The sequence below is a fragment of the Flavobacterium erciyesense genome (assembly GCF_018069925.1).
Lineage (GTDB): Bacteria > Bacteroidota > Bacteroidia > Flavobacteriales > Flavobacteriaceae > Flavobacterium > Flavobacterium erciyesense.
The window spans coordinates 111,544-128,308 of record NZ_JAGPXB010000003.1; the positions used below are offsets into that span (position 1 = coordinate 111,544).

The following is a 16,765-nucleotide window of genomic DNA, read 5'->3' on the forward strand; positions in this document are numbered from 1 at the left end:
ATGACTTCAACCAATTATCAATTTAAAAAAGCCACAATAGCTGATCATGCTTATATCTGGAAAATATTAAAAGATGCAATCGAACGTCGAAAAACAGATGGAAGCGCACAATGGCAAGACGGTTACCCTAACCCTACTGTGCTTGAAAACGATATTAATGAAGGTTATGGATTTGTACTTCTAGAAAACAACAACATAGTAGGTTATTGTGCTTTGATCCTTAATCACGAACCTGCTTACGAAGCTATTGAAGGCAAATGGCTATCAGATCAAGATTTTGTGGTCATTCACCGCGTAGCAATTGCGCAGGACCAACTCGGAAAAGGATTGGCAAAGAAAATAATGACTGAAATAGAAAACTATGCTTTGCAACAAAATATATTCAGCATCAAAGCCGATACAAACTTTGATAACTTTCCCATGCTACATTTGTTTGAAAAATTAGGATATAGTTATTGTGGCGAAGTTTATTTTAGAGGAAGCGCTAGAAAGGCATTTGAAAAAGTATTAAAGTAACACCTCTCATTATAATATGAAGCTTAAATAAAAATGCAATCAAAAATTGTACGTTTTGACGATTTTTGATTGCATTTCACCTTTATTATTATCTTCTAAATTTACTCAACTTCTTCAGATACAAATTCCATGTGATCAATCACTTCAGCTTCAACTTCAGGCTTTGATGCTTTTATTGCATTGAACTTTTCAATTTTTTCTAAGTCTTCTTCTTCTCCACTAAAATAAGGAAAAACGTCTAATATAGGTGACTCAGCAATAGCTGGAATCGTATAATCGCCCATAGTACCTTTCATTACGGTAACCGTATTATCGTACGCTTCTTTTACATCATTAGCTTGAACCAAAAGATACATGTTGGTTTTTCGTTCTTTACCGCTTTCTTCATCGTAAGCAAGTAAAGAAACTTTAGATCTAAACCAACGATCCGCATTTTCAAAAGGATGAATTTCGGCGTAATTAGCAACCTTAATTGTTGTTATTTTAAACTCTTCACTGATGTATGCCGACATTTCCTCGTTTATTCTGCTCTCTGCCTCTGTGTACGACAAAGCATCAACTAAATAAGGCTCATTTGCCATTTTCTGAACACCACTTTCATCTGTTTTTCTATATTTTACTTTGCATTCGTACCAAATTGTGCTCATCTTTTTCTCTATTTTTTTTTTAAGGTCGTCAAAGATAAATCTTCGAATTATTAAAAATGCAAAACCAAAAAATAGATATTCACAATTTGAAACAACGAGCTGGAAACAAATAAACAGATACCAATAACATTCTTGAATTCAACTATTTATGATCTACATCATTTTTACAATTCAAAATTCATTTTCCTGCTCGCACAAATTATTTTCTTGCTAAAAAAGCGTTAAATGCATGTTAAAAAAAATTAAACAAGTGTTTAAATTAAACAACTGTTTAAATTTGTACAAGGAAAAGAAGAAAACGCGTGACATCCAATTTCAACGACAAGCAAATTCAAATTTTACAAGTTGCCGAAACCCTTTTTGCTGAAAAAGGTTTTGATGGCACTTCGATACGTGCTATTGCCAAATTAGCGCAGATAAATATCGCCATGGTCTCGTATTATTTTGGTTCAAAGGAGCGCTTACTTGAAGCTCTTTTAATCTACCGAACGACCGACCTCAAAAAACAACTCGAAAATTTATTACAAGAAGATTTACAGCCTCTAGAAAAAATCAATAAATTAATCGAACTGTACATTAGTAGAATTAGTTCTAATAAAGGGATTTATCGCATTTTACATTTTGAATTTTCATCAAAAAAAAGAGAGCAAAACCTCGAAGTTTTTACCGAATTACGCAAAGGAAACTTAAAGGCGCTGGAATCTATCATTAAAGAAGGCCAACAAAAAGGAATTTTCAGGAAAGATGTTATTATACCTTTAATTACACCAACCATTTTGGGCACTTTTTTTCATTTCCATATGAATAAATCTTTCTTCCAAAACTTGCTGCAATTGCATACCGAGGATTTGTACAATAATTACATCAAAACGAATTTGACCCAGCACATTCAACAAACAATAAAAGCACTTCTTATCTATGAAAGTTAATCAAATCATGCTCTATGGAATGTTCTTTATTGGACTATACTCTGTAAAGGCACAAGAAAAAACAAGTTTAAGCTTAAGTGAAGCCATAAACAAAGCTTGGGACAAAAGCAACGAAGTATCACTTGCCAATACAAAGGTACAGTCTAAAAAACTTGAATTACAAGCCGCTAAAAACAATCAATACCCCGACTTAAAAGCGTCTGGCCAATACCAACGATTGACTAATGCTTCAGTAAATTTTAAATTAAATCAAGACAATAATAGTCCAGCACCTGCCGTGAACCAATTAATGGTGGGGCAAATAACGACTGCTATACCTGTTTTTTCGGGCTTTAAAATTCAAAACGGAATTAAAGTGCAAGACCAATTGTACCAAGCAGAAATGGCTACATCATTGCAAACAAAAGAAGATGTTGCATTGCGTGTTATTGAATATTACGCTAGCCTATACAAAGCACAAAAAACAATTGAACTTTTAAAGGAAAATCAAAAAAGTGCCAAGCAGCGTGTAAAAGATTTTATTGAATTGGAAAAAAATGAAATCATTCCTCGCAATGATTTATTGAAAGCCAAGTTACAGGTTTCTAAAATTCAGTTGTCATTAGATGAAGCTTCTAATAACTTAAAAACGATCAATTTTTACTTAACCACACTTTTAAAATTAAGTCCGGATACGCAACTTGAAATTCGAGAAGGCGATTTTGCTGATTTTCAAATGAACAATGTCCCTGACAATGACCTTCCAGCACTCGAAAATCGTAAGGACTTACAATCTATTCGACTAAAGAGCAAAGCTAGCGAAACAAATATCAAAATTGCCAAAAGTGCCTACTACCCTACTTTAGCAATAGTTGGTGGTTACACGGCATTAGACCTAAGCAATGTAATTACGGTTCAAAATGCCATGAATATTGGCATAGGAATATCATACGATTTGAGTGCACTAATTAAAAATGCGACCATGGTAAAACTAGCCGAAAGCAGATTATCCGAGGTTCAAAATAATGAAGCGCTACTTGTAGATTACATCAAAGTTCAAGTTCATAAAGCTATCGAAGATTATGAACTTGCAATAAAGCAAAGTTTAGTTTACAATGAAGCTCAAGAGCAAGCCAGCGAAAACTACCGCATTGTAAAGGACAAATACGACAACGGCTTATCAGACACCAACGATTTGTTAGAAGCTGATGTTGAGCAACTCAATGCAACCATCAACAAAGCTTTGGCTCGCGCTAATACCATCCAAAAATATTACGAGTTACTTGCAGTAACGGGACAGTTATCACAATCATTCACATTAGCTCAAAAATAATTATACTACCATGGAAAAGAAAAAAACAAACAAAAAATTCATCATTATCCTTGTAGCTCTGGTAGTTTTGGGTGGGACGTATGGTACATACAAATACATACATTCACAAGCTCATGAGGAAACTGATGATGCTCAAATTGAAAAAAATATGAACCCAATCATACCACGGGTTTCCGGCTACGTAGATAAAGTATACATCAAAGACAATGATTTTGTAAAAAAAGGCGACACCTTGTTTACCATTGACAAAAGAGATTATTTACTTAAAATTGACGAAGCTACCGCCGCATTAATTGGCGCCGAAGGGAATCTTGAAGTCTCAAAAGCTGACATTGGTAGTGCCTTGGCTAGCATCTCGGTTTCTGATGCCAACGTACTTTCTGCTGGTGGCAATATTGAGTCGGCTAAGATTCGTTTAGACCGAGTAACAAGTGATTTTAATCGCTATGAAAATCTATATAAAAGTCATTCGATTACCAAACAACAATACGAACAAGCGCTTGCTGCTAAATTAGAAGCTGAAAATCAAATCAAAATTCTGAAACAACAAGAACGAGCTACTGCGTTTCAAAAATCAGTAATCATTGCCAAATCAAAAGTTTCAAGCAAGCAAACCGAAGTAGCGGCCGCTAACATTAAAAAAGCGCAAGCTCAACTAGATGCTGCAAAATTAAACTTAACCTACACGGCAGTAACTGCTGCAATTGACGGGCAAGTATCTAAAATTGATATTCAACCAGGGCAATTGGTACAACCGGGACAATCATTATTTTACATCATCAATAACCAAGAAGCTTGGGTAATTGCCAATTTTAAAGAAACGCAATTGAACAAAATGGTAAAAGGTCAAAAGGTAACCGTAAAAGTAGATGCGTATCCTGGCTATTTATTTCAAGGTACCATCACTTCATTTTCACCTGCAACAGGATCTCGCTTTTCATTACTACCACCAGATAACGCAACAGGGAATTTTGTAAAAACCATTCAACGTTTGCCAGTAAAAATAAGTCTGGACGCATCAAACGATCCTGAAAAAATAAAATTGCTTCGACCAGGAATGAATGTGGATGTAGATGTACATTTGAAATAAAAGCAAACTTATCAGTAAAAATACTTTCAACTAAAGCAATCTGGATTTCCAATTATAGACAAAATGGTGCAAACAGGAGAAGACGACTTAGTAGAATATGGCTTTAGACGAGTCATAATTACCATCACTGCAGTATTATGTGCAATGCTTGAAATTGTGGACACTACAATTGTCAACGTAGCATTAAACAATATGCGTGGAAGTTTAGGCGCCTCTTTAACTGATGTGGCTTGGGTCATAACAGCCTATGCCATTGCTAACGTTATCGTAATCCCGATGACAAGTTGGTTGTCACAACAATTTGGACGTCGCAACTATTTTGCTGTTTCTATTGTCATTTTTACAGCTGCTTCATTTCTTTGCGGAAATGCTACTAATATTTGGGAACTAGTAGCTTTTCGTTTCATTCAAGGATTAGGTGGAGGTGCTTTATTAGTAACTGCCCAAACTATTATTACCGAAAGTTATCCGGTCGCTAAACGAGGTATGGCGCAAGCTATCTATGGCATGGGCGTAATTGTAGGACCTACATTAGGGCCACCCTTGGGAGGTTATATTGTAGATCATTTTTCATGGCCTTACATTTTTTACATCAATATTCCAATTGGAATTATTGCTACTTTACTTACCTTATCATTTGTAAAAAGTCCAAAATACGGTACAAAACTTAAAGCCAGCCAAGTAGATTGGTGGGGAATTGTTTTATTATCAGCTTTTATTGGTTCGTTGCAATACGTTTTAGAACACGGACAGCAGGACGATTGGTTTAATAACTTAACCATTGTAATATTAACTGTTGTGACTGTTTTTGGTTTCATTTTATTTATTTGGAGAGAGCTTACTTATGAGCATCCAATAGTAAACCTACGCGTTTTAAAAGACACCAACTTGCGAGTTGGAACAATTATGTGTTTTATACTCGGTTTTGGCTTGTATGGTTCTACTTTTATTATTCCGATCTACACACAATCGGTTTTGGGTTGGAGTGCATTAGATGCTGGTTTACTCCTTATTCCTAGTTCAATAACTACCGGAATCATGATGCCATTTATTGGTAAAATGATACAGCGCGGAATTCCGCAAGCCTACATGGTTGCTGCTGGATTTTTTATATTTTTCTTATTTACTTTTTGGATGCAGCAAGTAATAACCCCCGACAGTTCCGAAGCACACTTGTACTGGCCTTTAATTTTGAGAGGAGTTGGATTAGGATTACTTTTTGTACCAATTACGACTTTATCATTATCTACTTTAAAAGGAAAAAGTATTGGCGAGGGAGCAGCTTTTACAGGAATGATGCGCCAGTTAGGTGGGTCGTTCGGAATTGCAATTATTACTACTTTCTTGGCAAGATTCAATCAAGAACACCGCGTAAACTTAGTATCACACCTCAATAAATCATCTTTTGAAGTACAACAAACGGTAAAAGAATTACAAATGGGATTCATGTCTAAAGGTTTCTCTGCCAATGAATCTCTAGCAAAAGCTTACAAAGCATTAGAATTCAAAGTAATGCTTCAAAGCAGCGTACTTTCTTATATGGATGTCTTTTTATATCTAGGTGGACTATTTTTACTTTGCATCCCTTTTATTTTATTGATTAAAAAAGGAAAAAACAAAATAAATCCTGCTGATGCAATGCACTAGCAGGATCTTTTACTTTTTATTTGCTTTTAAATTATCTGGTAAAAATTAGATTGTTTCCTTTAGACAAGTTGGCATCAAATTGATAGCCATCATAATTGAATCCTTTTAAATCTTCTAAAGTTTCGGCATTAGTATCAATGATGTAGCGCACCATCATACCTCTCGCTTTTTTGGCAAAAAAACTAATGATTTTTAGTTTCCCATTTTTATAATCTTTAAACTCAGGTGTAATTACCGGGACTTTTAGCGCTTTTACATCTACTGCCGAAAAATATTCTGTGCTTGCCAAATTAACAAAAAGCTCATCATCAGCTAACTCTTTGTTCAAAGCTTTAGTTATAGTTGGTTTCCAAAACTCATATAAATTTTTACTTTCGCCAACCGCCATTTTAGTACCCATTTCTAAACGATAGGCCTGAATCAAATCTAAAGGTTTAAGCAAACCATACAAACCCGACAAAATGCGTAAACGTTCTTGTAACAAATCAATTTTTTCGGGCGCAAGTTCGTAGGCATTCAATCCCGCATAAACATCACCGTCAAAAGTATAAACCGCAGGACGTGCATTTTCAGCGTTAAAAGGAGTTTTCCATTGTTGGTTACGCTGCCAATTCAAATCTGCTAATTTTTCAGAAATACTCATCAAACTAGACAAACCTGTTGGATTAATTTGTTTTAAAACTTGCTGCACTTTTTTTGATTCTTTCAAAAATAAAGCTTCAGAAAATTGAGTGGTTGGCAAAGCTTTTTCGAATTCTAATGATTTGGCTGGAGAGATGACAATTTTCATATGCTAGTAGGTACTACTTTTTTATATTTTGATTCAAAAGTAATGATTGCAAAATAAAATCCAATGCTAAGTAGATTGATTTGTCGAATACCGTTATAGAAATTGAAAATTACCATTTCTTTACCTTATTTTTGAAAATCAAACATCACATTTATGGATTTGCTTATCATTGAAACTGCTACACTAGATCATCTCGAACAATTACAAAAATTGAGTATTACTACTTTTACCGAAACCTTTGCAGAAGTAAATACAGCTAAAAATTTGCAAAAATACTTGGATAAAAGTTTTAATAAAGAGCAACTCACTGCAGAACTAAACGATAAAAACTCACATTTTTTTATTGCCTTTTTAAATGAAATTCCAGTAGGTTACGCCAAAATAAATGTAAACACAGCACAAACAGAACAACATAACTTAGCCGCCATGGAATTGCATCGAATTTATGTGCTACAAGAATTTCACGGCAAAAAAGTAGCTCAAAAATTATTTGAAAAAGTATTACAAATTGCACAAGAAAAAGAGGTTCAGCAATTGTGGTTAGGTGTTTGGGAAGAAAATAAGCGAGCCTTACAATTTTATAAAAACAGTGGCTTTACAGTTTTCGACCGACATGATTTTTGGATGGGCGATGACAAACAAACTGATTTACTATTACATCGTAAACCTTAAAAAAGTTAAAAATCAATTTTATTACACCTACTTCCACTAGCAACAAAACACTTATTTACGCTATTTTTGTAGTGAGCAAGACATATAAAAAATGAAACAAGATATTATAATAGTTGGCGCAGGTTTGGCCGGATTAGCCGCGGCTGTACACTTGCACCGTCAAGGACGAAAAGTACTTTTATTAGAAGCTTCAGACAGACCAGGTGGACGATTAAAAACAGACCTACACGAAGGATTTTTATTAGACAGAGGATTTCAAGTTCTACTTACTGCCTATCCAGAATCAAAAACTTTACTGGATTACAAAGCTTTACGATTAAAAAAAATGTTACCCGGCGCAACCGTACTTTATGAAAAAGGACAATTCGAAATAGCTGACCCTATGCGACGCCCTTCTGCTGCTTGGGCAACTCTCATAGCTCCTGTTGGTACCATAAAAGATAAATTAAATACCCTGTGGCTAAAGAATCACTTGCAGAAATTAACTATTGACCAAATATTTAGTCAACCTGAAAATACAACCGCTGCACAATTAAAAGAATATGGCTTTAGCGACAAAATGATTGAACGTTTTTACCGTCCATTTATGTCTGGTATTTTTTTAGAAAATCAGTTAACTACTTCACGACGCATGTTCGATTTTGTAATGAAAATGTTTTCAGATGGTGATGTTGCCGTACCTGAATTAGGAATGGAAGAAATCCCGAAACAATTGGTTACCCTGTTACCACAAGGCAGTATTCAATGCAATACAGAAGTCGTAAGTCTTGATCAAAACAAAATTACAACCGCAGATGGCACTGTTTATGAAGCCAATCAAATTCTTTTAGCTACAAATGCCAATAAGTTCTTATCAGGAATCGTTCCTGAAACAAAAACTACTGCGCACCAAGTAACTTGTGTATATTTCGAAACACGTCTGCCACCATCACAAAAAGCGGTAGTGATTTTGAACGCGGCTCAAAATAAAAAATGGGTTAATAATTTAACAGTAATGAGTGCCGTTTCGGCTGCTTATGCCCCTAAAGGTAAAGCACTAATATCCGTTTCGTATAACGGAATTCCAGATGTTGACGATGCAACACTAGCTGAAAATATGAAAGAAGAAATATCTCATTGGTATGGTGCTGATGCAGCATCTTGGAAAATGCTAAAAGCCTACCGAATTAGCTATGCTTTACCTACGCAAGAGCAGGTAACCAATGAGAAAGATTTGGCCTCTTTTAAAATTTCAGATTCGTTATTTATTTGCGGCGATCATCTTTTAAACGGCTCCATAAATGCAGCGCTACAATCTGGCCGATTTGCAGCTGAAGCAATGCAACGATAAATAAAAAACCATCAAAACAATTGTTACTTACAATTGTCTTGATGGTTTTATTTTAACTTCTACTAAATTATTCGAGAACCTGATATAGAGGATCTTCAAGAATATTTACATCAATAACTGCGGCTGCATTTTCTAATAATCGCACACAATCAGGGCTTAGATGTTGCAAACGGACTGTTTTATTTTGGGCAGCGTATAGCATTGTCACTTTATGTACGGCATCAATCGCACTCATATCGCTAATTTTACTGTCTTTAAAATTAATGATTACTTCTACAGGATCATTTAACACGTCGAATTTTTCAATAAAAGCAACAGTCGATCCAAAAAATAAAGGCCCATAAAGTTCGTAATGCTTCACTCCTTTTACATCTGTATATTTTTTAGCACGAATTCTTTTTGCGCTTTCCCATGCAAAAACTAAAGCTGAAATAATAACACCTATCAAAACAGCCAAAGCTAAATTGTGTAACACAATAGTAATTACTGCCACTACAATACCAACAAAAATATCTTGTTTCGGCATTTTATTAATAATCTTGAAACTCGACCATTCAAAAGTTCCTATGGCTACCATTATCATCACACCCACAAGTGCTGCCATAGGTAAAAGTTCAATTACTGGTGCACCAACCAACACAAATAATAAGATGGTTAAAGATGCAATGATTCCTGACAACCGCGTCCTAGAACCCGCATTTAAATTAACCAATGTTTGAGCAATCATAGGACAACCTCCCATTCCAAAGAAAAAACCGTTTAAGATATTAGCACTTCCTTGCGCAATACTCTCTCTATTTCCATCACCCTTGGTTTGAGTGATTTCATCAACTAAATTTAGAGTAAGTAAACCTTCTGTTAAACCAACAGCTGCCATAATTAAAGCATAAGGGAATACGATTTGCAAGGTATCAAAGGTAAAAGGGATATTCGGAATATGAAAAGGTGGCAAACCTCCGCTTACTGCAGCAATATCGCCCACCGTCTTGGTATCAATTTCACCAAAATAAACAATCACAAAAACTATCGAAATGGCAACTAAAGAAGATGGAATGGCTTTCGATATTTTAGGAAAAAGTAAAACTATAGCAATAGTAAGTCCTACTAATCCGAGCATTATCCATAAAGGTGATCCTTGTAACCATTGCGTAGCTGGTGCTAAACCAGTTTTGAACTGATTAAGTTGCGACATAAAAATTATAACTGCAAGTCCGTTTACAAAACCAAACATAACTGGCTGAGGCACTAATCGGATAAATTTACCCCATTTAAAAATACCCACTGCAATTTGCATAACACCAGCAAGTGCTACTGCCGCAAATACATATTCTATTCCATGCGATTGCATCAAAGCAATAAGAACAATTACTGTTGCTCCTGCTCCACCAGAAACCATTCCGGGTCTACCTCCAAAAATTGCGGTAACTAACCCCATAATAAAAGCAGCATAAAGTCCTGACAAAGGCGAAAAACCTGCCAAAATAGCAAAAGATAACGATTCAGGAATCATGGTCATGGCAACTGTAAAACCGGCAAGCAGTTCAGTTTTATAATTTACTTTTTGTGAAAAATCAAAAAGATTAAATTGTTGTTTCATAAAAATTGTGCAATAAATAAATGTTTGGGGGAAATTGTCACTGACTTTTTAAACCTCGTGAAGTTCGTATTCTGAAATCAGTAAATTGATAAATTAGGTCCAAATTGACATTAATTGGTAAAAGTGCAAAGGTGAAACTTTTTAAAGGAATACCAAAACTACCGCAGAAATTGTTTAACTTTGCGCCAGTTTACCATTTTTTTACTGCTAGTACTGCAAAAAATTAAGTTTCGAGTCTAAAAAAACGAAAACAAAAAATGCTTTCAACAGCGTGCGAGCAATTTCTTTGGTAAAACTACTTGACACTATTACCATCACCTATGAGAATATTACCAACACTATTGTTGTTCTTAACTGTAACAGCCGGCTACTCGCAATCCGTAAGTGAGTATTTTGAAAAAATAAGAGACAACGAAGCAGAACTGACTGCTTTTTTCTCTCAAATGCCAAAAGGTGGCGACTTACACCATCATTTTTCAGGTTCTATTTACGCAGAACCTTTACTGCAGCATGCAATCCAAACAGACTTTTACCTAAATACCGAAAGCATGGACGTACGCAAGGAAAAAGAATCTATGGGAAGTTGGAAATTATTTTCCGAACTCAAAGCCAACGGTACTTTAGAGTTTTACAAGCAAAAAATCATGCAGAAATGGTCTATCAAAGACTATAATTATGTTGATTATCCTTCTGATAAGTTATTTTTCGAATCCTTCATGAAATTTGAACCAGCCATTAAAGGTAATTTCGGACAGGGATTATTGGAGTTGAAAAAAAGAGCAATTTCTGAAAACGTGAGCTACATTGAAACGCAACTCTCAACCATTCCAAACACTATGAATACCGATGATTTAGTTACTTTTAACGCTAAACTTCGTGAGTATGCTCTAGCTAAAAATGAGAAAGAAGTATTGAAAACTTTAGACGTGATGTATAAAAGCATACTTCAAAAAAATGCTAACAATTATGCTAAAGAATTCAACAATAATTTTGTTACCAAGTTACACAACGATCTAAAAATTGATGATGCCCAATTTACAATGCGTTATCAAAATTTTGTGCTGCGTTTTATGGAACCTGTTGATTTGTTTAAAAATTTGGTCATCGCATTCATCTCTGCCAATGATAGTGATTTGATGGCCGGTGTCAATATTGTATCACCAGAAGACGGCGAAACTTCGATGAAAGATTATTGGTTGCACATGATGATGTTTAAATTTTGTAACTCGAAATACCCGAATGTAAAATATACCATGCACGCTGGTGAACTTACTTTAGGACTGGTTCAACCTGAAGAACTTACTTGGCATATTGGCGCAGCAGTACATACCGCTGGCGCACATAGAATTGGCCACGGTGTAGGCATGCCTTACGAGAAAGATTCATACGAGTTGCTACGCTACATGGTACAAAAAAATATTCCTATTGAGATTAATTTAGTGAGTAATGAATTTATTTTGAAGGTCAAAGAAAATCGTCATCCACTTTCCTTGTATAAAAAATTTGGAGTTCCAATTGTAATTAGCACCGATGATGCAGGAATTTTACGAACTAATATGACCGAACAATATGTACTTTTAGCAAAAAGATATAAAGATATTTCGTATCAAGACATTAAACAATTTGTGTACAATAGCATCAAATTTAGCTTTATAAAATCAGCTTCAGTTAGAGCACAATTACTGGCAGATTTAGAAATGCGATTTACTACTTTTGAAAAAGAATTCACGAAGCAATAAAACAAAAAAAAATCTGCTCGAAAGCAGATTTTTTTTGTGCCGTTTAAAGCTATGAAGGATTTAAAATAAGATCAATTCTCTTTATTGCATCAGCATAATGATATTTTGTTTCCGTATTTACAGCTGCAGCTTTGGCAATATTAAGTGTTGCTTTTAAAGCAACCAACTCACCACGTACTAAAGCACGAACATCTGATTGCGCTACATTATAATATTCTGAAGGACGACCGCCTTTTATTTCTTCTTTCATCAAGAAAGCCATACGCTCAATATAGGCTCTTTGTAAATTTCTTCTGTAAATAGTTACATTAGTTAATGCTGAAGCTTCTTTCCAGATTCCTTTGCGCATATCACTTAATAAATCTAACGCTTTGTAATTATTATTCCCTTGAATTTCGGCATCTAATAAACGCCCTAAACGATCAAAACTCATCACATTGTTTAAGTGGCGTACCTGTAAACTTCTGAAACGCTCTGTATAACCAGCGTAATCAATATTGCGCAAAGTACTCACATTAACTAACCAAGTTGGCGATGCAAAAGCATTTGCTTGCAACCATTGCATGGCCTCTTGCTGCTGCGCTTTTGAAACCACTTCATAAATCATCCCTTTCTGGTTTGGTTTTTTCGTCGCTTCAAAAACACCTCCTACATTTGTCACTACGTGTCCTACATAACGTCCCCAAACATCGAGCATTTCTTTATACAATTCGTCTAAATCATCGTAGTTATTGGTTTTATCGCTTGTCCACTCGTGTAAATGTGCAGCAACGTATTGCAAATTTTTCAGTCCGTATGTACTTGCTTTCATAGAACTGTTTCCAATATCTTCGGTTTGCGAAGTAGGATCAAAACTACTGCTTTGTTTTCCGAACTTATAAATAGGATTGTCCGCTTTTTCCATAATCCACTTGTCTAAAGTTGGTACTTCAGCTTCTGGCGAAGATGCATTTGGAATATAACGGTAACCCCAGTTGGTTGCATAATGATCATAAGGTCCCATTTGACGGATGAATCGAACATTTTTATCACCTGGTTGTGCGATGTAGTTAAAACGCGCATAATCCATCAAACTCGCTGCAATTCCGTTTTTTTGTGTGAATTCACCATTACGGTATGATTCTGTATCGTAAGCACAACTCGCTCCCATATTGTGCGGAAATCCTAGTGCATGTCCTACTTCATGTGCGATTACCATGCGCATCATATCGCCCATTTCCTCATCACTTGTTTGCAAAGTTCGCGCGGTTGGATTAGCCGCTCCGGTTTCTAATAAATAACGGTTTCTGTATGAACGCAAATGGTTGTGGTACCAAATAACATCACTTTCGATAATTTCGCCTGTTCTTGGGTCAGATACACTTGGTCCTACTGCATTTCGAGTAGTACTTGCTACATAACGAATTACAGAGTAGCGTATGTCCTCTGGACTAAAATCAGGGTCTTCTTCTTTTGTAGGTGGATCTTTAGCAATAATTGCATTTTTAAATCCGGCTGTTTCAAAAGGCTTTTGCCAATCTTCAATACCTTGCTTGATGTATTTGCGCAATTTTTCTGGAGTTGCAGGATCAAGATAATACACAATTGGTTTTACTGGTTCAACCAGTTCTCCTTTTGCGTAAGCGACAGGATCTTTTGGCTCTAAACGCCATCTGCGAATATAAGTTTTCACATCCGACTTCAATTCGTTACTTCCATAATCAATTTGATCTATTGTAAACCAACCCACGCGAGGATCTGCCAAACGAGGCTGCATAGGCTTTTCTGGTAACAAAATCATCGATTGATTCATTTGAATACTGATAGTTTCCGCATCACCTTGTACTGGTGGTTTGGCTGCATTGTAACTAAAGTCCTGAATGACTTCAATATTCATCGGGAAACTTTTCATGGTATTGATAAAACTACGTGATTCATCCAATCCACGTACTTTATAAGTCTCACGCATATCGGCCGATAATCCGCTGATTGCTTTAACATCAGTACCATAAAACTTGCTTACGTCAATTACTGTATTAGCCGAATCCTTACTAAAAGCCACAATATCAAATGCGAATAAAGTTGGCTCATAATTGTTTGCTTTTACTGAAATGCTAATAGGCAAACTGTCATTCGCCACGGCATTAAATGATTTAATTTTGATGACAATTTTATCTTGAAAACGTTGCCAAACAATCAATTGCTCATTGGTTTCTGAACCTGCATTGACATAACCACCTCCCAAATTAGCAGGTAGTTTTGATAATCTACTTACCAAAAGCATGTCTTTGTTCAAGAGGGTATTCGGGATTTCAAAAAAATATTTTTTATCTACTTTGTGCACAGTAAACAAACCAGCATCGCTAATCGCATCTTTGGTGATCACTTTACTGTAATCCTTAATAGCCGATTCTGGTTTTTTCTCTGGCATTGGAGCTACAGCAACAGCATTTTTGTCTTTTTTCTTTTTTGACTGCGCATATGCAGCAGGTGGCGCAAGGGCAAGCGCAGCAATCGCTGATAAAATGAAAACTTTCTTCATTTATTGGTTATTTTTTGGTTAATCAATATCAAAAATAACGGGAAGCATCCTAAAAATGAATAGTATTCAGTGGTTTAACTTTTAATTAACAACGGTTGATTTATTGGATTTTGTACCCGATTAGAATCAGTTAATTTGAAGTAATTACTTTTCCAAAAAAGCATAAAAAAACCCAAAGCTAATGTTGCTTTGGGTTTTGTATGAGTTTCAATTGAATTATGCTTCACTTTCATCATCAGTTTGGTGCGACTTTGAGTAGCCTCGCCATTTTTCGATACAATTTACAAAATCTTCAGGCAATTCAGTATCAAAACGCATCATTTCTCCTGTTGTAGGATGAATAAAACCGAGCGTTTTGGCATGCAATGCTTGCCTAGGCAATGCCTTAAAACAGTTTTCAATAAATTGCTTGTACTTTGTAAAAGTGGTTCCTTTTAAAATTAAATGGCCACCGTAACGCTCGTCATTAAACAAAGGATGTCCAATATGTTTCATATGCGCTCTAATTTGGTGCGTACGTCCTGTTTCTAACTGACAAGAAACAAGCGTTACATAACCAAATCGTTCTAAAACTTTGTAATGTGTAATCGCAGGTTTACCAATTTCTGGATCAGCAAATACTGCCATTTGCATACGGTCTTTCAAGTGTCTGGCTAAGTTTCCTTCTATCGTTCCCGCATCATCAGCAACGTTACCCCAAACTAGGGCAATATACTCGCGCTCAGATGTTTTTGCTTCAAATTGTTTAGCCAAGTGTGTCATAGCCGCCTCAGTTTTGGCAACCACTAATAAACCCGAAGTATCCTTGTCAATACGATGTACCAAACCAGGACGTTCGCTACTATTCATTGGTAAATTATCAAAATGATAAGCCAAGGCATGAACCAAAGTTCCTGTGTAATTACCATGACCAGGATGCACCACCATTCCCGGCAATTTATTGATTAACAATAAAGTATCATCTTCATAAACAATATCAAGCGGAATGTTTTCCGGAATGATATGGTTTTCATACGGCGGGTGCGAAAGCATCACACGCACCACATCAAAAGGCTTAACTTTATAATTGGATTTTACGATAGCATCATTCACAAAAATATTTCCCTCTGCTGCTGCCGTTTGTATTTTGTTGCGAGTCGCATTTTGAATAAGGCTCATCAAGTATTTATCAATTCGCAAAGTGGCTTGGCCTTTAGGAACTTCAAACCTGAAATGTTCAAATAACTCGTCTTCTAAATCTAGTGTTTCTATATTATTGTTCATCAACTGGTATTTCTTCTTCTAGTGGTACGGCCAAAGTATCAGCAGCACTCTCTTCTTCTTCATAGCTCATTTTCCCATCACCAAGTACTAAATCAATCTTACTGGATTTTAAAACACGATCTCCTGCCTTTAAATTACGTCCTTTGTAACGCATTTCTAGCACCATATCTTTACCTAAATTGGGTACATAGGTAATATTTCCTTCTTCAAGACCAAGCGCTTTTAGGGTTGGCACAGCCTCACGATAGGTTTTGTTTACCAAATCAGGAATACGAACTGATGAGTATCCGGCAGTATTTATTTTAATATAAATCTTACGCCCCACTTTTACCTTAGTTCCTGGCAAAGGATCTTGTTCTACCACACTAAACTGCGGAAAATCACTTCTAAAATCCACACTATCCAATAAAACATAGTCTAAATCTAGCTCGTCTAATTTTTCTTCTACCTGCTCCTCTGTCAATTTACTCAAATTAGGAACCGAAATTTCATTGCCATGATCGGTTGTAAACGTGAGCCAATGCATGAAAAAATAACCCAAAGCAGCAATAATAGCTAATGCAACAAAGACTTGTCCAAAGAAAACGCGACTAGTAAGATACTTCCGTAAACTCATAAATTTATTTTTATATGCCACAAAGATAAACCTATTTCGTTTCAAAAAAAATGATAATTTTGTTTAATCGTTTTTAGCACAAACTACTCCTTTTTT

At 35.7% G+C, this 16,765-nt stretch carries 14 protein-coding genes; 8 read left to right on the forward strand and 6 right to left on the reverse strand.

The window, feature by feature from the left end:
* Positions 1–516 carry a GNAT family N-acetyltransferase gene (locus tag KBJ98_RS04905; protein ID WP_210788528.1) on the forward strand — a complete coding sequence of 172 codons (516 nt, stop codon included), beginning with the start codon at positions 1–3 and terminating at the stop codon, positions 514–516.
* Positions 517–617: 101 nt separating this feature from the next.
* Here the strand turns inward: KBJ98_RS04905 and KBJ98_RS04910 are convergent, their stop codons facing one another.
* Positions 618–1,163, reverse strand: coding sequence for a DUF4494 domain-containing protein (locus KBJ98_RS04910; RefSeq protein ID WP_210788529.1), 546 nt, complete (start codon positions 1,161–1,163; stop codon positions 618–620).
* Positions 1,164–1,465: 302 nt separating this feature from the next.
* Here KBJ98_RS04910 and KBJ98_RS04915 point away from each other — a divergent pair, with 302 nt between their 5' ends.
* The 4 genes from KBJ98_RS04915 (at position 1,466) to KBJ98_RS04930 (ending at position 6,141) form a co-directional block, all read left to right on the forward strand.
* Positions 1,466–2,092, forward strand: coding sequence for a TetR/AcrR family transcriptional regulator (locus KBJ98_RS04915; RefSeq protein ID WP_210788530.1), 627 nt, complete (start codon positions 1,466–1,468; stop codon positions 2,090–2,092).
* On the forward strand, positions 2,082–3,404 hold the full coding sequence (locus KBJ98_RS04920) for a TolC family protein (protein ID WP_210788531.1): 1,323 nt from the start codon (positions 2,082–2,084) through the stop codon (positions 3,402–3,404). Before KBJ98_RS04915 ends, KBJ98_RS04920 begins: the two co-directional genes overlap by 11 nt.
* 10 nt (positions 3,405–3,414) lie before the next feature.
* Complete coding sequence (locus KBJ98_RS04925) at positions 3,415–4,494, forward strand: HlyD family secretion protein (protein ID WP_210788532.1); 1,080 nt, start codon at positions 3,415–3,417, stop codon at positions 4,492–4,494.
* A 63-nt stretch (positions 4,495–4,557) separates the two neighbouring features.
* Positions 4,558–6,141: a DHA2 family efflux MFS transporter permease subunit gene (locus tag KBJ98_RS04930; protein WP_210788533.1), complete on the forward strand. Its 1,584-nt coding sequence runs from the start codon at positions 4,558–4,560 to the stop codon at positions 6,139–6,141.
* Between the two features lie 31 nt (positions 6,142–6,172).
* Here KBJ98_RS04930 and yaaA read toward each other — a convergent pair whose 3' ends face one another.
* On the reverse strand, positions 6,173–6,931 hold the full coding sequence (gene yaaA, locus KBJ98_RS04935; RefSeq protein ID WP_210788534.1) for a peroxide stress protein YaaA: 759 nt from the start codon (positions 6,929–6,931) through the stop codon (positions 6,173–6,175).
* Positions 6,932–7,084: 153 nt separating this feature from the next.
* On the opposite strand from yaaA, the gene KBJ98_RS04940 reads away from it, so the two are divergent.
* Together KBJ98_RS04940 and KBJ98_RS04945 are read left to right on the forward strand one after the other, a co-directional pair.
* Entirely contained in the window at positions 7,085–7,603 is a 519-nt protein-coding gene (locus KBJ98_RS04940) for a GNAT family N-acetyltransferase (protein ID WP_210788535.1), read from the forward strand.
* A gap of 91 nt (positions 7,604–7,694) precedes the next feature.
* Complete coding sequence (locus KBJ98_RS04945) at positions 7,695–8,933, forward strand: NAD(P)/FAD-dependent oxidoreductase (RefSeq protein WP_210788536.1); 1,239 nt, start codon at positions 7,695–7,697, stop codon at positions 8,931–8,933.
* Positions 8,934–9,000: 67 nt separating this feature from the next.
* Here KBJ98_RS04945 and KBJ98_RS04950 read toward each other — a convergent pair whose 3' ends face one another.
* Positions 9,001–10,530, reverse strand: a complete 1,530-nt coding sequence (locus KBJ98_RS04950) for a SulP family inorganic anion transporter (RefSeq protein WP_210788537.1) — start codon at positions 10,528–10,530, stop codon at positions 9,001–9,003.
* Between the two features lie 320 nt (positions 10,531–10,850).
* On the opposite strand from KBJ98_RS04950, the gene KBJ98_RS04955 reads away from it, so the two are divergent.
* The gene (locus KBJ98_RS04955) at positions 10,851–12,269 is read left to right on the forward strand and encodes an amidohydrolase family protein (RefSeq protein WP_210788538.1); all 1,419 of its coding nucleotides are present in this window, start codon (positions 10,851–10,853) and stop codon (positions 12,267–12,269) included.
* Between the two features lie 49 nt (positions 12,270–12,318).
* On the opposite strand, the gene KBJ98_RS04960 is transcribed toward KBJ98_RS04955, so the two are convergent.
* The 3 genes from KBJ98_RS04960 to KBJ98_RS04970 form a co-directional block, all read right to left on the reverse strand.
* Positions 12,319–14,790 (reverse strand): zinc-dependent metalloprotease, encoded by a 2,472-nt coding sequence (locus KBJ98_RS04960; protein ID WP_210788539.1) that lies wholly within the window; start codon positions 14,788–14,790, stop codon positions 12,319–12,321.
* A 216-nt stretch (positions 14,791–15,006) separates the two neighbouring features.
* Positions 15,007–16,053, reverse strand: coding sequence for an RluA family pseudouridine synthase (locus KBJ98_RS04965; protein ID WP_210788540.1), 1,047 nt, complete (start codon positions 16,051–16,053; stop codon positions 15,007–15,009).
* Positions 16,043–16,669, reverse strand: a complete 627-nt coding sequence (locus tag KBJ98_RS04970; protein ID WP_166135218.1) for a PASTA domain-containing protein — start codon at positions 16,667–16,669, stop codon at positions 16,043–16,045. The genes KBJ98_RS04965 and KBJ98_RS04970 overlap by 11 nt, the downstream gene beginning before the upstream one ends.
* Between the last annotated feature and the right edge of the window lie 96 nt (positions 16,670–16,765).